This is a genomic window from Butyricimonas muris (assembly GCF_046365375.1).
In the GTDB taxonomy this organism is placed as follows: Bacteria; Bacteroidota; Bacteroidia; order Bacteroidales; family Marinifilaceae; genus Butyricimonas; species Butyricimonas muris.
Genome location: NZ_JBKEIT010000007.1, coordinates 189906 through 210650 on the forward strand (window position 1 = coordinate 189906; position 20745 = coordinate 210650).

17 protein-coding genes and 1 tRNA gene are annotated in these 20745 nt (G+C 44.9%); 10 read left to right on the forward strand and 8 right to left on the reverse strand.

Annotated features, from left to right (window positions below; genetic code table 11):
• Positions 1–20: 20 nt before the first annotated feature.
• From argB to ACK8P8_RS13195, 5 genes are all read left to right on the forward strand, one after another.
• Positions 21–797 carry an acetylglutamate kinase gene (gene argB, locus ACK8P8_RS13175; protein WP_369859703.1) on the forward strand — a complete coding sequence of 259 codons (777 nt, stop codon included), beginning with the start codon at positions 21–23 and terminating at the stop codon, positions 795–797.
• Complete coding sequence (locus ACK8P8_RS13180) at positions 797–1852, forward strand: M20 family metallo-hydrolase (RefSeq protein WP_369859704.1); 1056 nt, start codon at positions 797–799, stop codon at positions 1850–1852. Before argB ends, ACK8P8_RS13180 begins: the two co-directional genes overlap by 1 nt.
• Before the next feature lie 9 nt (positions 1853–1861).
• Complete coding sequence (locus ACK8P8_RS13185; RefSeq protein WP_186974641.1) at positions 1862–2011, forward strand: hypothetical protein; 150 nt, start codon at positions 1862–1864, stop codon at positions 2009–2011.
• Between the two features lie 48 nt (positions 2012–2059).
• The gene (gene argH, locus ACK8P8_RS13190) at positions 2060–3397 is read left to right on the forward strand and encodes an argininosuccinate lyase (RefSeq protein ID WP_369859705.1); all 1338 of its coding nucleotides are present in this window, start codon (positions 2060–2062) and stop codon (positions 3395–3397) included.
• A gap of 506 nt (positions 3398–3903) precedes the next feature.
• Positions 3904–5235: a sigma-54-dependent transcriptional regulator gene (locus ACK8P8_RS13195; protein ID WP_099291043.1), complete on the forward strand. Its 1332-nt coding sequence runs from the start codon at positions 3904–3906 to the stop codon at positions 5233–5235.
• A gap of 133 nt (positions 5236–5368) precedes the next feature.
• Here ACK8P8_RS13195 and ACK8P8_RS13200 read toward each other — a convergent pair whose 3' ends face one another.
• Positions 5369–7933: a hybrid sensor histidine kinase/response regulator gene (locus ACK8P8_RS13200; RefSeq protein WP_369859706.1), complete on the reverse strand. Its 2565-nt coding sequence runs from the start codon at positions 7931–7933 to the stop codon at positions 5369–5371.
• A gap of 307 nt (positions 7934–8240) precedes the next feature.
• Here ACK8P8_RS13200 and ACK8P8_RS13205 point away from each other — a divergent pair, with 307 nt between their 5' ends.
• On the forward strand, positions 8241–8801 hold the full coding sequence (locus tag ACK8P8_RS13205; protein ID WP_227215800.1) for a flavodoxin: 561 nt from the start codon (positions 8241–8243) through the stop codon (positions 8799–8801).
• 39 nt (positions 8802–8840) lie between these two features.
• On the opposite strand, the gene ACK8P8_RS13210 is transcribed toward ACK8P8_RS13205, so the two are convergent.
• From ACK8P8_RS13210 to ACK8P8_RS13240, 7 genes are all read right to left on the reverse strand, one after another.
• A tRNA-Arg gene (locus tag ACK8P8_RS13210) sits at positions 8841–8912 on the reverse strand.
• Positions 8913–8999: 87 nt separating this feature from the next.
• On the reverse strand, positions 9000–9464 hold the full coding sequence (locus tag ACK8P8_RS13215; RefSeq protein WP_227215799.1) for an ExbD/TolR family protein: 465 nt from the start codon (positions 9462–9464) through the stop codon (positions 9000–9002).
• Positions 9464–10051 carry an ExbD/TolR family protein gene (locus tag ACK8P8_RS13220; protein ID WP_186974638.1) on the reverse strand — a complete coding sequence of 196 codons (588 nt, stop codon included), beginning with the start codon at positions 10049–10051 and terminating at the stop codon, positions 9464–9466. Before ACK8P8_RS13220 ends, ACK8P8_RS13215 begins: the two co-directional genes overlap by 1 nt.
• Positions 10052–10056: 5 nt before the next feature.
• Complete coding sequence (locus ACK8P8_RS13225) at positions 10057–10503, reverse strand: hypothetical protein (protein WP_099291039.1); 447 nt, start codon at positions 10501–10503, stop codon at positions 10057–10059.
• A gap of 3 nt (positions 10504–10506) precedes the next feature.
• The gene (locus tag ACK8P8_RS13230; RefSeq protein ID WP_369859707.1) at positions 10507–11316 is read right to left on the reverse strand and encodes a MotA/TolQ/ExbB proton channel family protein; all 810 of its coding nucleotides are present in this window, start codon (positions 11314–11316) and stop codon (positions 10507–10509) included.
• Between the two features lie 127 nt (positions 11317–11443).
• Positions 11444–12484 carry an asparaginase gene (locus ACK8P8_RS13235; protein ID WP_227215798.1) on the reverse strand — a complete coding sequence of 347 codons (1041 nt, stop codon included), beginning with the start codon at positions 12482–12484 and terminating at the stop codon, positions 11444–11446.
• A 3-nt stretch (positions 12485–12487) separates the two neighbouring features.
• Entirely contained in the window at positions 12488–13384 is an 897-nt protein-coding gene (locus ACK8P8_RS13240) for a TatD family hydrolase (protein WP_369859709.1), read from the reverse strand.
• 403 nt (positions 13385–13787) lie between these two features.
• Between ACK8P8_RS13240 and ACK8P8_RS13245 the strand changes: the two genes are divergently transcribed.
• The 4 genes from ACK8P8_RS13245 to ACK8P8_RS13260 all read left to right on the forward strand — a co-directional run bounded on the left by ACK8P8_RS13245 (position 13788) and on the right by ACK8P8_RS13260 (position 20745).
• Positions 13788–14324: an RNA polymerase sigma factor gene (locus tag ACK8P8_RS13245; protein WP_369859710.1), complete on the forward strand. Its 537-nt coding sequence runs from the start codon at positions 13788–13790 to the stop codon at positions 14322–14324.
• 160 nt (positions 14325–14484) lie between these two features.
• Positions 14485–15693 carry a FecR family protein gene (locus ACK8P8_RS13250; protein WP_369859711.1) on the forward strand — a complete coding sequence of 403 codons (1209 nt, stop codon included), beginning with the start codon at positions 14485–14487 and terminating at the stop codon, positions 15691–15693.
• A gap of 148 nt (positions 15694–15841) precedes the next feature.
• Positions 15842–19183, forward strand: coding sequence for a SusC/RagA family TonB-linked outer membrane protein (locus tag ACK8P8_RS13255; protein WP_303181235.1), 3342 nt, complete (start codon positions 15842–15844; stop codon positions 19181–19183).
• A gap of 14 nt (positions 19184–19197) precedes the next feature.
• Complete coding sequence (locus ACK8P8_RS13260) at positions 19198–20745, forward strand: RagB/SusD family nutrient uptake outer membrane protein (RefSeq protein ID WP_369859712.1); 1548 nt, start codon at positions 19198–19200, stop codon at positions 20743–20745.

Genomic DNA, 20745 nt, shown 5'->3' on the forward strand with positions numbered 1-20745 from the left:
AAATTGAAAATGAATGCGACATGAGATACAAAGTAATAAAAGTTGGCGGGGCATTGTTGGAAGACGAGGGGCGGTTGGAGCTGCTCTGTCGGAAACTGGCGAAAATAGAACCTCCTTTCATGATTGTGCATGGGGGAGGAATATTTGCCGGACAATTGGCAGAACGTTTGGGAATACCCTGCCGGATGATTGACGGGCGTCGGGTAACAGACGATGAGATGTTGCGTGTAACCGTGATGGCATACGCCGGGTGGGTGAACAAGATATTGGTAGCCCGGTTGCAGACACTTGGTGTAAACGCTTGCGGGTTATCCGGTTGTGACATGAATTTAGTGGGTGCGAAACAGAGAGTGCAAGAAGGAGTAGAATGGGGACATGTGGGAGATGTTGTACATGTAAATAGTACTGTATTGGAATTGTTATTCCAACGTGGGATTGTGCCAGTCCTGTCACCGATTACGTGTGACGGGCAGGGAGGATTATTAAATTCCAATGCCGATGGAATCGCATCGGCTGTTGCGAAAGCCTTGTCTTCCCGCGTAGAAGTCGAATTAATCTATTGTTTCAATAAACGTGGGGTATTAAGAGATATGGAAGATGAAAATTCCGTGATTCCTCGTTTGACTCCCGTTATGTATGACAAATTCAGACAGGAAGGACGTATTCATGCTGGAATGATTCCAAAATTGGAATATTCATTTGTTGCAATACACGCGGGAGTACAATCCGTGCGATTGGTTCATCCCGATGAATTGGATAATCCCGAGGCAGGCACTCGAATAACCGGAGAAGAATAATGGATACAAAGGAGGCAATAGAAGTATTAAAACGGATTATATCCATCCCCTCTTTTAGCGGGGAGGAGGGGCAAGTGGCAGATGTTATAACCGGAATACTGCAAAAATATAGGTTCGACGTGCATCGTCAAGGTAATAACGTGTGGAGTCGCTCGCCGGAGTTCGACGCGGCGAAACCCACGTTATTACTGGATGCACACTTGGACACGGTACGTCCCGGTGGGGCATGGGATACCGATCCGTTTACCCCGACGGTAAGGGATGGAAAATTGTACGGCTTGGGAAGTAACGACACGGGCGGAAGTATCGTGTCCATGTTGGCAGCGTTCATCATGTTGAACAGAAAGCCACAAGCGTATAATCTGGTGTATTTGGGTTCCGCGGAAGAAGAAAACACGGGAGCCGGGGGAATACAACGCGTATTCCCGGAATTGGGGAGAATTGATTTTGCCCTCGTGGGCGAGCCTACCGGAATGCGTCCCGCGATAGCCGAAAAAGGTCTTATGGTATTGGATTGCCATGTTGCGGGAGTATCAGGACATGCTGCACGGGAGGAAGGCGTGAATGCTATTTACGGGGCATTGCAAGATATAGAATGGTTTCGCACCTATCGTTTCGAACGGGTGTCGGAACTATTGGGAGCGGTAAAGATGAGCGTTACGGGGATTGAGGCGGGAACGGTACATAACGTGGTTCCCGCGACTTGTCGTTTCATGGTGGACGTACGGGTAAATGAACTTTACACGAACTTACAAATACTTGATACAATCCGTCGCCACGTGAAATGCGAGGTATCCCCCCGCTCTATTTCCCTCGATTCATCATCGGTACCCGCGGAGCATCCGGTCGTTCGGCGTTGTCGGGAGTTGGGATTAGAACCCTACGGTTCGCCCACGACCTCGAATCAAGCTGTGATTCCATGCACCTCACTGAAGATTGGTCCGGGAGATAGTGCCCGTTCCCATACGGCGAATGAATATATTCGCTTGGATGAAATAGAGCGAGGAATAGAAACGTTTGTTCGAATATTGGACGGGATAATAATTGATAATTGAAAATTGAAAATGAAAAGATTTCCGAAGCGAAAGACTATTCTGGCTCCTCCTCTGTTTATAGTCGCCTGTGGCGAGTTGCAGGTTGCATTTGCCTGCGGCAAGTTACAGGTTGTTTCTCTCGCATTCGAGATCGGCTTCCGGGCTCACTTGGCGGCGTAGCCGACGGAGGAGTTTAATCTAAAATCTAAAATCTAAAATCTAAAATTCATGCGGCTTTGGGATAAAGGATACGATGTAGACAATTTTACCGAATCATTCACCATCGGGAAAGATCGGGAATTGGACGTGATGTTGGCGAAAGCTGACGTGACGGGGAGTTTGGCACATTTGGAAATGTTACATCACGTGAGTTTGGTAAGTGACGAAGAATACAGACAACTACGAAAGGCATTGATCGGTATTCATGCACGGGTGGAAAAGGGGGAGTTTGTGATAGGAGAAGGGGTTGAGGATGTACACTCGCAAATAGAATTGATGCTGGTGGAGGAATGTGGGGATGCGGGAAAAAAGATCCACACGGGACGTTCCCGGAACGATCAAGTATTACTTGATTTGAAATTGTTTTCGCGGGAAGCGATTTTCGAGACATTGGAAAGCGTGGAACGCTTGTTCCGTTTGTTGATACAGCGGGCGGAGGAAAGTAAGGATATACTGATACCGGGATACACGCATTTGCAGGTAGCGATGCCCTCTTCATTCGGGTTGTGGTTCGGCGCTTATGCCGAATCGTTGACAGATGATTTGTTGCTCTTGAAAGCGGCGTACGATATGGTAAATACCAATCCGCTCGGGTCGGGTGCAGGCTACGGTTCGTCGATAGCCTTGAACCGGAAAATGACAACCGGGTTGTTGGGATTCGCCGATCTGGCGTATAACGTCGTGTACGCTCAGATGCAAAGAGGAAAGATGGAAAAGAACGTGTTGTTCGGGTTGGCTGCCGTGGCGACAACTTTGGGGCGGCTGGCTGCCGATGTCTGTCTGTTTGCCTGTGGAAATTTCGGTTTTCTGCATCTGCCGGATAAATACACGACAGGCTCAAGCATTATGCCGCACAAGAAAAATCCGGATATATTCGAACTGATTCGGGCGAAGTGTAATCGCTTACAATCATTGCCAACCCAAATGGCAATGTTGTGTGGGAATCTCACCTCCGGTTATTTCCGGGATATGCAATTAACGAAGGAATTATATTTACCCGCGTTCCGTGAATTGAACGATTGTCTTTTTATGGCTCATCTCGTGCTGAAAGACATGGCGTTAAAACGGGATATACTGAAAGATCCCCGCTACGGGTATATTTTTTCCGTGGAAGATGTAAACGAAATGGTGATGGCGGGAGTACCTTTTCGGGAAGCCTATCGAAAAATAGGAATGCAAGTCCAACAGGGGGAGTATCACGCGGGGACGCGTGAGATTCATCACACGCACGAGGGGAGTATCGGGAATCTTTGTCTGAACAAAATAAAGGACAGGTTTGACGAAAGAATAGCCGCGTGGGATATTTCTGCCGTTCGGGAAGCTGAAAAACGCTTGTTGAAATTGTAGTCTTTTTCTACACTTTTTCCACATAATTCCCCATGGAATACATTCCACGGGGAATTGTAGTTTTATAGCATATCATTGATAATTAGATATCTGAGTGGCAGTGTTACCCTGTTTGCCGATATGGCATACAATTCTCTATTATAAGAGTAAAGGATTGAATGATAAAAAAGGAGGAATTATGGTAACGTACATATTTTTCATCGTGATGGCTATTTCGGGACTTTTACTACCGCACTTTTTAAGTGACCCCGAACATGAAGCGGAATAAAGAAAGCTGGTTGCACGAGCAACTCGATATACACAACTAAGAAGGAATGGACGTGCGTCTAAGTTCGTCTGTTCAAAACAGGAACTTTGTCCATAAGTAGAAGATTGAAAGAGGGGAATTTAAAGGGCTTAATTATAGCCCTTTTTTTATGGCTGAGATTTCCATTTTTCCTAAATTGCGTTAAAAACTTTTTTCTTTAGTCGATTAAAACTATTTTCGTGTGTAAAATAATCGACGTATGGCAAAAATCTTAGTGGTTGATGATGATACGACTTTCTGTATCATGTTGAAGAATTGGTTAGGGAAACGGGGATTCGAGGTGGAGAATGCATTCTCGTACAAGGAAGCCGTGAAAAAATTGGACAAGGAAACGTTTGATCTTGTGCTGACGGATTTGCGTTTACCCGATAAGGACGGGATTGATTTGTTGCGGTTGATTAAAGAGAAAACACCCGAGACACAGGTGTTGCTAATGACAGGATACGCCGATATTCAGACAGCCGTGACGGCGATGAAGTTGGGGGCTTTTGATTACGTGGCAAAACCGGTTATCCCGGACGAAATTCTGAAGAAATTGCAGGAAGCGTTGAAGCTGGAAACGGAACCTGCCAAGCCGGTTCAGGCAAAAGTTAAAACAACGGCTTTCGCTTATATAAAAGGGGTAAGTGAGAGTGCTGATCAGCAGTACGAGTATATCCGTTTGGTGGGACCGACCATGATGACCGTTTTAATTAACGGCGAGAGCGGTACCGGTAAGGAATATATAGCCCGTCTGATTCACTTGACGAGTGCCCGGAAAGACGGGCCTTTCGTGGCAGTGGATTGCGGGGCTATCCCGAGAGATATTGCCACGAGCGAGCTTTTCGGACACGTGAAAGGTGCTTTTACGGGGGCAGCGTGTGATAAACAAGGATATTTTGTGACGGCATCCGGGGGAACGATTTTCCTCGATGAGATAGGTAATCTGCCTTATGACGTGCAGGTTCAATTGTTGCGTGCCCTTGAAGAACGCAAGGTACATCCCGTGGGAAGTAGTGTCGATGTGCCTTTTGACGTGCGTATTATTTCGGCTACAAACGAGAATTTGAAAGAAGCTGTTGCCGAAGGGCGTTTCCGGGAAGACTTATACCATCGTCTCAACGAGTTTTCCATCCAAGCTTTGCCGTTAAGAGAACGGAAAGAGGATATCATGGTATTTGCCAATCATTTCCTTGACAAGGCGAACGAAGAATTGGGTAAACAAGTGGCAGGATTTGATGATGAGGTGATGCGGATATTTAATACTTACGCTTGGCCCGGTAACCTTCGTGAATTGCGTAATATCGTGAAACGGGCAACCCTGCTTTGCCAAGGAAAATTAATCACCAAGATATGCTTGCCACCGGAATTATCACAAAAGCCTGTCGAACCGGAAAAGACGATGGGTACCCGCCGGGAGATGGAAATCGAATTAATAAAGGAAGCTCTGCAAAAGTGCAGGAATAACAAGAGCGAGGCTGCCCGGATGCTCCAAATCGACCGAAAAACCCTGTATAATAAGCTAAAAAACTATGGGTTGGAGGATTTATAGTTTGTAAAGTTTAAAAGTTCATAAAGTTTAAAAAAAATCAACGAGATATTATATCAACGGCAGCTTGTGCTGCCGTTTTAATTTTGTCCGAAGGACACCCGTAACTTTATAAACTTTATGAACCTTATGAACTTTATAAACTCCGAAGCAACTGTATTACTTCATTCCCCGTTTGAACGACTTTTCTCACGGTTTCAGCTACCTGTGCTTCTTCCACTTGTTCGGGATCCATTCTCTCGAGGGAGAGTAATAGCGGTATAACTTGATTGATTGACAATTGTTTGAACATAGGCAGCATCTTGTGAGCGAGTTTCTTGACTTGTTCCATCTCGTGTTGTTGCACGTGTTCCTCAAGATGTTGGAAATTCTGGACACAATCCGAAACGAAGGATTGAATGATCTGGTTTGCGGCATCCTTATCGTTGTCGGCGAAGACCATGATCATACTTAGGTCAAAAGGTGCGTTCGTGTCATGGTCTTCACCCGCAGGTGGAGCTATTTTGATGTCCCAGTCCAATAACTCGTTTACCTTGGTGTAAAGTTGTTCTGGGGTAAACGGTTTATTCAGGTAGGCAGAGAACCCCGCATCAAGGTACTCCTGCTCCTGCATGTCAGCTCGTGCCGACAGCGCGATGACAGGAAGGTCTTTTATCTTTTCCGATGCTGACTGTCTGATCTGTTTCACCAGTTCGAATCCGTCCATATCAGGCATCTGTATATCCGAGAGAACAAGGTCGTAATTCCCTTTTTCGAGTATGGACAGCGCTTCAAGAGGATGGGTGCACGTGTCGCTGCTAATACCTACTTTACGCAAAAATTCCGAATTGACGGTAAGCTGTAATTCATCATCATCCACGAGGAAGGCTTTTGTTCCCTCGTGCATAACGGGAGCGATTTGTCCCGATTCTGTTGCGGCTGTTTCTTGCATGGGCGCTTTCACGAGAGGAAGTTTCACGGTGAATGTGCTTCCTTCCCCCTTTTTACTGTTGAGGGAGAGTTCTCCTCCTAACAGGTGTACGAGTTGCATCGTGATCGTGAGTCCCAATCCGGTTCCTTCCGCGCCGTTATTGTGCTGTGGTGTAAGTCGGGTAAATTCCTTGAAAATAAGTTCCTGTTCTTCTTCCGTCATGCCGGGACCGGAGTCTTTGATAACGATCATCAGTTGCTCGTTGTTGGTTCCGGGGCTAAAGGCGGAGAGCGAAATCTTACCTTTTTGAGTGTATTTGATGGCGTTGGAGAGGATATTCACCACGATCTGCCTTACTTTCATGGGATCGCCCAAGAAATGTTCGTTCAGCGCGTTGCTGATATCACTCCTTAATTCTAATCCTTTTTCTCCGGCCAAGGGCAGAAAACTGTCTGCAATCTCTTGCAGGAGGCGACCGGGAGTGTACGGAACGGTATTAATCTCCATTTTGTTGGCTTCCAACTTGGAGAAATCCAGTAGGTTGTTAGCCAGATGCAGTATATGCTCGGCAGAGCCTTTCATATTCCGAAGGAAATAATATTGGCGTTCCTCCAAGGGTGTATTGCTCAGTAATTCAATATACCCGATAATAGAACTTAGGGGTGATTTTATATCATGCGTAACGGTAAGCATCAACTTTTCCCGGTTGTGCAACAAACGTTCCGTGTAAGCGTTGGCGGCTTCCAGTTCCCGCCTGTATCGTTGGCTTTGGCTGATGTCATTGATGATAAGAATAACAAAAAACACCACCAGCAGGCAGGCTATGATTGCCACCCACGAGAGCGTTTGGGTAAGCTGTTCGGTGGTTGTTTGCTGCTGTTCCAAACGGATACGGGTATGCTCGATTTCCTCTTTTTCGAGGGCTTTTAATATGCGTTTCAAACGTTCCGTGATCTTTTGTCCGCTTTGTATGACAATCTTTTCCCGCTTGTAAATCTCTGCATCTATTTCTTCTTTCTCTTGCTGGTATTGACTCCACGAATCGCGAATCACGTTCATGAGTGAATCCGTGTTATTGGATATCCCGACCGTGTCCGCGAAGTAGTGGTAGGTCGTGTCCACTCTTAAAATGGAATCCCTTTTAGTACGGATGCCGAGCCACCCTTTCTTTTCTTTAATAATCTTACTGCTATCCACTGTCGCGACAATCCGATGTTTGATTTCAGGTTCTTTGCCGATAGAGTCTTTCAGAAATTCAATCTTTTCAACTGTCTTATTGTAAAAATCCTCCGGGATAGCGTATTTTTTGACATAGAGTAAATCTTTCAAATTCTGTATCCGGTCGCTCAAAAGCGCATGAACCGTGTCGATCCGCATGTTTTGTTCCTCGCTCATGGACAGGTATTTCAAGGTATCCATATTATACCGGATATCTTGAATCAATTGCATATACCTGTTGAAATTCTTTTCCGAACCGGTTTGGGAAAAAGACAATCCAGTATTCTCTGCCTCGTATAGTTTTGTCAGCGTATTGCCAATGATGAATAATTTCTGTTGCATGACAATCTCGTCATTCCCTTTCTCCGTGAGAGCTATCGTCTGCTTGTAAATAAAAATGATGGCAATAGCACCGAGAAGGAGTATCAGAATATACCCCGTGATCAGTTTGAATTTGGTAAATTTAAACGGTCTTTGCATAACTATCAGTTTGTACAAAGGTATAAAAACTCCCGATAATCCGAATCGGTAATACAGGGCAAAAGCGTTAAAAACGCTTTTCGCCCGGTTCATAAAGTTGAGCTTTTCAGCTCCTAAAGTTTATAAAGTTCATAAAGTACTGTGCGTCCTTCGGACAAGGTTTACCGGCAGCTATGCTGCCGTGGACAAAGCGCCCGCTAGGGTCCATAAACCTTATGAACTTGATGGACTTTATAAACTTTTGACTAAAAGGGCGAAAAGCGTTTTGACGCGTTTGCCCTGATCAGTAATACGGGTATATATATCTGTAATTCGTATAACGAACGGTTTATCGTTTCCCCTTATTTTTGTATTGTCGAATAAACGAGATACAATATAATAATCACAAAAATAGAATAGTATGAGCAAGAAATGTTATTTATTCATGTTAGCGGCGGTATTCACCGGCGTCGGATTGGAAGCACAGCCTTCAGCGGAAAAGAAAAAAGTACTGGTCGTGTATTTTTCCCATAGCGGGAATACCAAAGAAGTGGCGAACCAGATAAAAGAAGCCACGGGAGCCGATGTTTTTGAAATCGTGCCGGAGAAAGCCTATCCGACCAACTATCAGGCGGTAGTCGATCAGGCAAAGAAAGAGATCGCGGAAGGACATAAACCTGCAATAAAGGGAAAGATCGAAAATATCGAGCAGTACGATACCATATTCGTGGGCTCGCCTTGCTGGTGGGCGACGATTGCCCCTCCCGTGTCAACATTCTTGTCCGGGTATGATTTATCGGGGAAAACAATCATCCCGTTTATGACACACGAGGGTAGCCGCATGGGACATACGGGTGACGATATCAAGAAACTTTGCCCGAAATCAAAGGTACTGGACGGCTTCCCGGTACGAGGCAGCCAAGTGAAGAAAGCGAAAGAGGATATATTGAAATGGTTGCGGGAGATTAAGATAATCCGGTGAATAAAAAATGTGTGTCAGTTCTGACACACATTTTTTATGTGATCCCCACGGGACTCGAACCCATATCAAAGGAACCGGAATCCTTCATTCTATCCATTGAACTAGGGGACCATTGTTTTATCCGAGTGCAAAGCTAATCAATTTTTTAAAAAAAGGGAGCGTTTGCCCCCTTTTTTTAAATTATAATTGATAAAAGTATTATACTTTCTTCCGTGTCGCGTAGCTGATACGAAGTGAATTCGCTTTACGTAGTTCTTGCTTCACGTCGGTAACAATACCCATCTTTGTAAATTGATCAACTTTCAAGTTGTTGGTAATCATGTTGCGCTCTTCCTCCTTACGAGTTTCCTGCTCGGCGATCACGAAGGCACTGATTTCATGTAATCCGGCAAGTTTGTCATTTAACTGGATACGCGGTTCACTACCGTATACCCCGACAAACTGATCTTTCGGTTTCCCGATATAGATGTTACTAACCAAGGATTTCTTTTCCAGTTTCGAAACTTGTCTTGCCTCGGGCATACCGTTGTTGACCATAAGAGTAACCTCGCGCATCGTTGTACTTACCATGAAGAAGAATAACAACATGAAAACGATGTCAGGTAAAGATGCCGTTGAAATTGCCGGTACATCTTTCGAGCCTTCTTTTCTGAATTTAGCCATTATTTACCTCCTCCTTTCTGTCCAACATTTTTAGGTTCAGCCTCGGAAATAGCCGTCGGGATGTATTTTCTTACCGCATCCATCTGCTCTTCCGTGAGTTCACTATACTTCTTTCCCCACTTTTCCATGGCCTTCATATCTCTTACTTCATCGTAGGCAGCCGTCAATTCATCCTGAACGGCGATATACATTTTGTAAGATGTACCGCGGTCACTTTGCAGGGAAACAATACCATTCGAGATCTCGACTTGCCCGAAGAAAGGAATCTCCTTGAGTTTCTTGCTCGGTAGGTCTGGTTTATTATCCTTGTTCAGGATAAACTCTATCGTTTTTGCCTTCAACTGGGAAACGTCCATCATCTCGGAATTTACAGCCAACATGTCATCCTTGTTTACCATCACCTGTAAAACGTTACGTTTGGCAACGGGAGGAATCTGTACTTTATCCTCGGGTGGCATGGGCGGTAACCGTCTGAACAAACCGGAATCGACGTCCATTGTTGTTGATACCAAGAAGAAGATCAACAACAAGAATGCGATGTCCGCCGTTGAAGTGGCATTAATTTCCGGTGTCTTTTTTCTTGCCATAATAATTATCTAAATCGTCTGATAATTTCAGTTACAATAATTGCTAATACGGCTCCTATTCCCAAGAAATACATGGTAAATAGCATCGTGTCGGCAAATTTCAAAGTGCCTTCCACGTTGTCCGGTCCATCGTATCCCGGAAGATTCATGATCGTTCCGTCTGACATGGAATAAGCGATTAAAACGAGTAAACATACTCCGACGAGCGCGATCAGCGTTTTAACTGCCTGTTTCGGGTTGGTCAACAGGCGACCAATCGGGAATACTAAAGCAGCAAGGGCTGTCAACCCGAACAATATATATGCCCACCATATTAATTGGTCTGTGTATACAGGCGTGCTATATTGGGCGTTCGGAAGCTCTCCCCCGAAGAAAAATAACCCAACTAACACCACTGTAATGGCAAACATTGCAATGGTTAGGATATTTAATAACTTGGTTACTTTAAGCATGGTTTAGTGTTTTTGATTGTACTTTACAAGGATATCTAACAAGGTTACGGATGCATCTTCCATATCGTTTACGATACTTTCAACTTTTGCAACACAGTAGTTGTAGAATACCTGAAGAATCATGGCAACGATCAAACCGGCAACGGTCGTGATCAATGCAACCTTGATACCTCCCGCAACCAATGACGGTTGGATATCACCTGCTGCCTGAATCTTATCGAAGGCGTCGATCATACCGATAACTGTTCCCAAGAATCCCAACATCGGGGCCAAAGCGATGAATAAAGCGATCCAAGACATTCCTTTTTCCAAAAGTCCCATTTGAACGGAACCGTAAGAAACAACGGATTTCTCTACCATTTCGACTCCCTGGTCATAACGGGATAATCCTTGATAGAAAATACTTGCGATAGGACCTCTGGTCGTGCGGCATACTTCTTTTGCTGCTTCAACACCACCGTTTTCCAAAGCGTCTTCTACACTCGCGATTAATTTCTTGCTATTAGTAGCTGCCAAGTTCAAGTAGATAACTCTCTCGATAGCGATAGCCAAACCAAAGATCAAAGCCAAGATAACGAAGCTCATGAACATGGCACCACCCTCGATGAATTTTTGTTTTACAACGGCGTGGAAAGAAGAACTTTCGATGGCGTCTTCATCTTCCAGAACGGTCGGGTCTGTTGTAGTTTCTTCGTCTTGATAAGTTTCTGTGGTCTCTGTTTGAGTCATTTCATCCTCTTGAGCCATTAGCATAGATGATGCTCCAATAGTAAGCATTCCTAAAACTGCTATTAGTGCAAATAATTTTCTCATGATCAATTTAACTGATTTTTAGTTTATTAATAATTAAATTTTAACTCTATATTTTGTTTTAAGCTGTTATATTTTTCAATTTGCACCACCTTGAGTCCAAATCGGGCACCAAGGTATAAAAAAAACGTTAAAAGCCAATATATTTGGGTGATATTTCTCCCTTCAAGGCGTTATTTAAATATTTTTTCACTTCGTTAGGGTCTTTATATTTGCCCAGCACGTACATCATTTTACACGCTGCCGCTTCCGTCGTGATGTCATGTCCGCTGATAACTCCGGCATTAAGTAGCTCTCTACTTGTTTCATACTTACCCATTTCCACGCTTCCGCCTTGGCATTGGGTAACATTATATATAAAGATACCTTTCGACAGGGCATCCTTTACTTTGTTAAGAAAAACTTTATTTGTCGGGGCATTCCCGGAACCGTAAGTTTCGAGTATGATTCCTTTTAATCCCGGGATACCCGTTACGGCGTCGATCACCTCCGGACGCATACCCGGGAATATTTTCAATATGGCGATATTCGTGTCCACGTCGCAGAATGCCTCCACCGGTTCCACCCTCGGCGTGTAATCAATCGCGCTGTAATCGTAATGGATATGAATACCTATGCTCGCTAAAGGGGGATAATTGAATGACTGGAACGCGTCGAAGCTCTCGGCGTTTATCTTGGTCGTCCGGTTTCCCCTGAATAATTTAGCCCCGAACAGGATACTCACTTCCGGTACGATAGCTTTTTCTTGGTCATAAGCCGCCGCGATCTCGATGGCGGCGATCAGATTTTCTTTCCCGTCCGTGCGAATTTTCCCGATCGGCAATTGCGATCCGGTAAACACGACCGGTTTCGTCAGGTTGTTCAGCATGAAACTCAATGCCGCTGCCGAGTATGCCATCGTGTCCGTTCCGTGCAGGATCACGAATCCCCGGTAATCGTCGTAATTCTTCAGAATGATCTCGCACAGATCTTTCCACAGCTTCGGTTGCAGATCCGAGGAGTCGATGATTTCCGGTAATGTATAACTATCGATCGTGAAGCCAAATTCTTTGATTTCGGGAACTTCACAGGCAATCTGGTCGAAATTGAACGGGCATAACGCCCCCGTTTCGGGATCGTTCACCATCCCGATGGTTCCGCCAGTATATATAATCAACACGGGTTTTGTCATAAATCAAAATTTACTTTCCACGCTTTTGCTATGCAAATTAAATAAATTCATCGCATTATTCGTTGTTATTTCCTGTAATTTTTTCGTGTCAATACCTCTAATTTCAGCAATTTTAGTGGCTATATACGGAATATAACTACTTTCATTCCGTTTTCCCCGGAAAGGAACAGGCGCGAGGTAGGGTGCGTCCGTTTCGAGAACAAGGTGTTCCGTTTCTATTTTGCCGACGACTTCGGCCATAGAAGATTTCTTGAAGGTGACGACCCCGCCGATACCTAACCGGAACCCGAGATCTATCGCCCGTCGGGCGTCTTCCTCGTTGCCGGGGAAACAATGGAGTATCCCCTTCATATTATAATGTTGCTTTTTCAACACGGCGAAAATTTCCGGCAAGGATTCCCTTGAATGAATCACCACGGGAAGATCCATTTCACGGGCGATATGCAGTTGCCGTTCAAAAACGACGATTTGCTCCTTGTAATAAGTTTTGTCCCAGTAGAGGTCAATCCCGCACTCCCCGATACCGTATATCGTCGTTTGCCCGAGAAGTTTCTCGAAGGCTTTCATCTCTTCCCGGTACGAAGCGTTGACCGAGGTAGGGTGGACTCCCAGCAACGGGAACAGGTTATCCGGGTATTGCCCGGCAAGCGCCAACATGGATTGCCGTGTAGATTGATCTATATCCGGTAAAATGATATACCGGACGTCAGCTTCAAAAGCCCGTCGCACGGTTTCATCCCGGTCATTGTCAAATTCTTCCGCGTAAATGTGCGAATGAGTATCTATGTACATGTTTTCTTTATCTTGCGGGACAAATATAGGGAATAATTCGGGGGAATGCAAAGGTTTCCGGTTGCAGGTTTTCTTCACGGGATTAGTATAAATACTGTTTATACTCATAACCTGAAAGAATCAAACTATACTTCCATATGACTTCCGGTTCAGTAGTACATGAAAAACTTTAGATAAGCTTTTATTTCCCTTTATGAACGCTATTTATAATAGGGTTCGTATAGGGTTCATATAGGGTTCGTATAGCGTTCATGACGGAATTGAACCGGAATTGATATGGAAGTATAGTTGTATTAATATAGGTTATTGACTTGACTTGTAGATGATTTCTTCGTGTTGTGTTGAAAATTGAAAACAGCCTTGTGTGATTGAAATTTTAGATAGCTCGTTTTGTTTTAATACAACCTCTAATGTTGGAATATTGATTTTGTTCCTGATTTTTTTTGTAAAACGGAGTATTTTGCCGATTTTTTATAATTTTGTATTCAATTCATTCCGTAAACAGGCAAGAATGGGATTATCTATCGAAAAAATCAGGCAGGGTGACGAACAGGCTTTCAAGGAGTTGTTCGACCAGTACTATCAGGCTTTGTGCGTGTTCGCCGCGACTTACCTGAAAGATGATGCCTTGGCTGCTGATATCGTGCAGGAGAGTTTCGTGAAGTTCTGGCATCGCCGTGCGGATTTTAATGATACCTTTAATATAAAGTCTTTTCTTTACACGATCGTGCGCAATCACTGTCTGAATTCGATACGGGATAACAAATTGAAACGGGAAGATTTGTCTGTCGTGATGTCGGAGGAATTTTACACGGAGACATTGATCGAGGAAGAAGCGTACAGGATTTTCTACGAGGCGGTGAATGCGTTGCCCCCGCAAACACGTCAAGTCATACAGTTGTCCTTGGACGGTTTGAAAAATTCAGAGATCGCCGAACGTTTAGGTGTTGCCGAGAGTTCCGTGCACACGTTGAAAAAAATTGCTTACAAGAAACTGCGTGTGATGCTGAAAGATTATTATTACTTGGTATTTATGTTTCTTCATTGATTTTTCAGGAGTGTAAGTTTTTGTTAATCTGTGTGTTTTGTTCTATTTGGGAAAATAAATGGAATAAAATGAATTTTCCGTTCCCCATAAAAATTGATTTTCGTGTTATATATTAAAACGATTGTAATAACAGACGGTTTTATGGAGGAGAAATTTGTTTATGATGAAGCAAGGAAAAAATGATATGGAATACGATCCTTTTGTTATCGCTCAATGGATTGCGGCCTCGTTGACGGGAGAATTGTCGGGGGAGGAGGAACGGAAGCTGGCGGCGTGGCGGGAGAGTTCGGCTAAACACGAACGCTTGTACGAGCGGTTGTTGGACGAGGAGAACCGGAGGTGGAAAAAGCAGCAGTTCGATTCATTTGACAAGGAGAGCGGCTGGAAGGGATACAAAGAAAAACGGAGTCGGGAGAGAAGGATTTCCCGCGGGTGGGTAGGCTTCGCGCGTTACGCTGCCGTGTTGCTGGTACCCTTGTGCGTGGCGCTGTATCTGTGGAAAGGACAGATGGAAGATAAGTCCGTGTTACCGGTAATGGCGAGCCACACGATTGAACCGGGAGGGGCGAAAGCTTCATTGATTTTGTCCACCGGGGACGTTGTCGATTTGGCAGCAACTTCCGGTGCCATCCGGGTAAACGATGGAATGGTTATACAGAATCGCGGAAATATGCTTTCTTATCAAGACACGGCAGGGAAGGTACCAACGGATAGTTTGATGTATAACGTGGTAACGGTACCGAAAGGCGGGGAATATCAACTGGTGTTGAGTGACGGGACGCAGGTGTACTTGAATTCGATGACCCGGATTCGTTATCCCGTCCGGTTTACCGGGGATACCCGTGACGTGGAACTGGAAGGGGAGGCTTATTTCGAGGTGGCACGAGACGAGGAGAAGCCGTTTGTCGTGAGGACGGCGTGTTATGATGTAACCGTGTTGGGAACGCGGTTTAATGTTACCGCTTACCGGGATGAGGTGTTTACAAGCACGACTTTGGTTCAAGGGGCTGTGGCGGTGTCAGGGAAAGGGATTACCGGTTCGAAGAGGTTGCACGCGGATGAACGATTGGTTCTGGATAAAGCGACGGGGGGCGTGAAAGTGGAGAAAGTGGATGTCAGTTATTACACGGCGTGGAAAGATGGCAAATTCCGCTTCCGTGACGTGCGATTGGAGGAGATTATGCGGATTGTCGAACGTTGGTATGACGTGACGGTGGAGTATGACAGTGACGAGGTGAAAGATTTCCGGTTCGGTTTTAACATGAGTCGCCACGAGACGATAGAGCCTTTGTTGCGCGTTTTTGAATTGAACGGTAAGGTGAAAATAGAGAGGAACGGTAAAGTTCTAAAAGTTAAACGCGGCAGATAAAGAAAGCAGGAAATGCCGGTAACATTTCCTGCCTGAATTACCTCCGTTGGGACAGAGATAATTATTAACGCATTTAGAGAACAAATTTATGGAAAAAAAACCAATGTTTCCACAGAGCGATCTAGGGAAATTTAAAAAGCTATGGCTTATGACGAAGTGTACATTATTATTTGTTCTATTGGGAATAATGAGCACGAACGCGTCCGTGTATTCCCAAACGGGGCAACAGATTTCTCTTTCGATGAAAGACTCTTATCTGAAAGATGTTTTGTGGGCGATAGAGCGCCAGACGACCTTTGTGTTCATGTATAATCAGGAGGATTTGGATAAAGCCGGGAAGGTTAGCGTGAATGTCAAGGCTGCCGATATCGAGAAAATCTTGAGAGAATGTTTGAAAGGGACGGGATTGACCTACGTGATCGAGGACGCCGTGATCGTGTTGAAACCTGTCAGGGATGACGAGAAGAAGAAAGAAATCCGTATCGCCGGGCGGGTGACGGATGAGGAGAAACAGCCTTTGCCGGGAGTGACGGTGCGTGTCAAAGGGGTGAATCTCGGTACCGCCACGAACGCCGAGGGACGGTATTCGCTGACGCTACCGGAGATGAAGGAGGTCGTGTTGGTTTATACTTTCGTGGGGATGGTTACCCAAGAGGTGAAGTACACGGGTAAGGACACGATCAACGTGGTGATGAAAGAGGATAAGGTGAAGATGGACGAGGTCGTGGTGACCGGGTACATGAACGTGCGTAAGGAGAGCTTCACGGGAAACGTGACCACGGTGACGAAAGACCAGTTGATGAAAACGAATAACAAGAACGTGATTGCCGCCTTGCAGGTGTTCGATCCTTCTTTTCGACTCAAGGAAAACAATATTTGGGGGTCGGACCCGAATGCATTACCGGAGTTTAATATTCGGGGAGAGTCGTCCATTGAGATTAACAAGGGGTTGGAAGCGGAGAAGAATAGACGTACCCAACGGACGAATTTAAAAGATAACCCGAATTTGCCGATATTTATTCTGGATGGATTCCAGGTGGACGTTCAGAAAATTTATGATATGGATATGAACCGTATCGAGAGCATGACGATTTTGAAAGATGCTGCTGCCACGGCAATGTACGGTTCGCAGGCGGCTAACGGCGTGGTAGTTGTGACGACGGTAGCCCCGAAGCCGGGCGAGATGCGGATCACGTATAATTTTAGCGGGGGTGCAGATTTCCCGGATTTGTCGGATTACAACCTTTGCGATGCGAAGGAGATGTTGGAAGTGGAACGGTTGAGCGGGCGATATACACCCGATGAAAATAATACGCAATCTTGGTGCGATCAGGAATATCACGCCCGATTGAATAATATTTTGCGGGGAGTGAACACGGATTGGATGTCCAAGCCTTTGCGCAATGTGTTCAATCATACGCATAGCTTGAATATCCAAGGTGGGGAGGAGAGTATCCGCTACAGTTTGGATTTTAATTACGACAGCAACAACGGTGTGATGAAAGGTTCCCACCGCAGGCGGGTTGGAGCTGGATTGACCTTGGATTATCGTCCGAAGAAGTGGTTGCAAATGTTGAATTCTATTACGTATAATAAGACACAATCGGAAAATTCACCTTATGGAGATTTTTCTCAATACACGACGTTGAAACCTTACGTGGAGTTGTACGACGAGGATGGCGAAATGTTAAAGAAAGTATCCGTCGGGGGATACAGTGCGGATAATCCGTTGTATAAAGTACATTATTTGAATAGTTTTGACGGACGGAGTTCTAATGATGATATCACGAATAATTTCAACGTGAACATGTATTTTCTGGATGGGTTCCAATTCAAGGGTTCTTTCAGTATCCGAAAACAGACGGGGAAATCGAAGTCGTTTAACGATCCTCGGGACTTAGCTTTGGGTGGGGCAGCCGAAGAGGATAAGGGGGTATTGAACATATCTGATAATAGTGGTTGGAGTTGGAGCGGTAAGGCGATGTTTTATTATAGTAATACGTTCTCCGAGCAACATTTTTTGAACGTGACTTTTGGTGTGGATTTGAGCGAGGATAAAAGTGAGGCGTCTTCCTCTACTTTCACGGGGTTCGGGTTGAGTAATGCTTATTCCCCGATTTATGCGGCAAAACAGTTGGATAAATCCAATGTGTCGTCGAATAAAAATCGGAAAATTGGTATCTTAGGTTCTGTCAATTATTCATTCAAGGATGTTTATCTGTTAGATGGTTCTTTCCGTTTTGACGCCTCCTCTAAGTTCGGGAAAGACAAACAGTGGGCACCGTTCTGGTCCATAGGAGCCGGTATAAATTTCCATAATTATGCTTTTATGAAAGACAGTTGGTTGATTTCCATGTTGAAATTAAGAGGCTCTTACGGTAGCACCGGTAATGTGAGTTTCCCGTCGAACATGGCAACTACGACATATAAAATTGATTCCGATGCGTGGTATTTCACTGGACCTGCTGCTGGGCTTATGTCGTTGGGGAATCCGAAGCTGACTTGGGAGAAGACGAAGACCTTGGATCTTGGCTTGAACATGGGGTTCCTGAATGATTTGATTTCGTTGAATTTTTCGTATTATTGCAAGAAGACCACCGATTTGATTGATAACATCAACGTGCGTAAATCTTCTGGTTTTACCTCTTATAGCGTGAATGCCGGCGGAATCAAAAATGAGGGTATAGAGTTGACTTTGAATGCCACGCTTTTTCGCAACAAGGATTGGATGGTGGCTGTCAATGGTACGTTGGGACATAACAAGAACGTGATCACGGAGTTGGGTGAGGACGTACAGGCTTACAATGCGGCAATATTAAAAGAATGGGAAAATTTAAAGAACGGTAGGAGCGAGTACGAGGATATCTTGAGTAGTCCGGTCATCCTTTATTATGAAGGAGCTTCTAAGTCTGCTATCTATGCGGTTCGTTCGGATGGAATCGATCCGGCAAACGGTAGGGAGCGGTTTATCAAAAAAAATGGTATGGCTACCTATACATGGGATCCTAACGATCAGGTGGTTGTTGGGGATCGCAATCCAGATGTTCAGGGGTCTTTAGGCTTGAACGTAAGTTGGAAAGGTTTCTATCTCAATACGTCTTTCATGTATCAATGGGGTGCTCAGGCGTATAACGAGACATTGTTGAATAAAGTGGAGAATGCGCGTATTTACGACCAGAACGTGGATAAACGTGTATTAACGCAGCGGTGGGTGAAACCGGGTGACCGTACACCCTTCTATGATATGGGGAAGGACACGCAGACGCAGGTGACGTCTCGGTTCGTGCAGGATTATAATTATTTCAATCTTAGCGGGCTCTCTTTGGGATATGATTTCAGCCGGGCTTTGATATCGAAATATCGTTTGAATATGTTGTCTATCCGTTTTAATATGAACGATGTATTCCGGTTGTCGACGGTAAAGGAAGAGAGAGGTACAAGTTACCCGTTCTCGCGGAATTATAGTTTTACGCTTAGTATAGGAATTTGATAAAAAGGAGTGATATGAAAATATATAGTAAAATATTAGCCATTGTTTTCCTGTTGTCGTTTACGGCTTGCGAGAGTTGGTTGGATGTGCAGCAAGAGGGAGAATTCGAGTCGGAACACTTGTTTGCTGATGGGGAAGGGTACCGTGCCGTGTTGAACGGCTTGTATAAATCCATGAGTGTGACTGCTTTGTACGGGCGGGAACTTTCGTTCGGGATGGTGGACTGTATGTCCCAGCAATATGACGTGGATAACGAAGATGCGAATCGGTCTGATTTGTATAAAGCATTTCAAGGATTCAGGTATTTGGATAATACGACTCGGGATGTGATCGATCAGGTGTGGCTGTCCGCTTTCAAGGTGATTGCCAATGCGAATGATTTGCTCCAGAATATAGAGCAAGCCTCGGCAGATAAATTTCGGGAGGGCGAGTTGGAGAGGAGTTTGATCATGGGTGAGGCGTATGCTTGTCGGGCGTTACTGCACTTTGATATGTTGCGCCTATTTGCTCCGGCGCCCGTGAATGATGACCAGCAGACTTACGTGCCTTATGTTGATACTTATCCGAATATCCTGGCAACGAGTATTCAGGTTACCCCGTTTTTGGAGAAAGTGATTGGTGATTTGGAGCGAGCCAAAAAGTTGGTTGCCGTGTTTGATACCACGGAAGCAGGAGTGAAAGCTAATGCGACAGCTTCGATGCGGACTTCTTTGCCCACGATTTCGGATTACGAGTCATTCTTCTATGGTCGTGCTTATCGGTTGAATTATCATGCGATTGTTGCCTTGCAGGCACGCGTGTATCAATATGCCAACCGTCTTGACGAGGCTTTCGCTTGTGCCAAGGAGGTTGTGGAGGCCGGAACACAGGAAGGGGGAAAGGCATTCTTTGAGGATGATTTTAGTGGATTGACATTTAAGTCTGGAAATGATATTGAGGCTTTTGATGCCCGGAGAGATTACAAGTCAAAGTCAAGTATTCTTTTTACTACTTACAATAAGAGAGCGTATGATGAAGCCGGCTTAGAGAATTATTTTAAGCCGAAAGCCCCGGAGGGCGGAGGAGGAACTGTCAATAATTATTTCTTGGTGCGACGTGCGGATTTATTCAAAAGCCGCGGTAATGATGAATGGCAAACGGATATTCGTTCCAGTTGTATGATCTTTTTTGCTCAGTATGTGTATCCGATTTCAGGTAAATGGTATCTTCCCTCGACAAATCCGAAAGAGAGCGAGCATTTGAAGATGTCCCCGGTGTTGCGTTTGACGGAGATGCGTTATATTATGGCAGAGTATTACGCCAAGAAGGGAAATTTTGAAGAGGCATACTCCATTTTAAATGATATTCGGGCAAAGCGTGGATTGGCAAATACGTTGACTCAACAAAACAGTTTCTCCGAATTCGTGACGGATTTGGTAGAAGATGCACGTAGGGAATGGATTTCGGAAGGGCAGTTATTCTATTTGTACAAGAGGTTGGATGCACCCTTTGAGCGGAATGGGGTTTCTCGGAAATTGACGAAAAGCGAGGCTTGCTTGCCTTTACCGACAGATCAGAAGTAA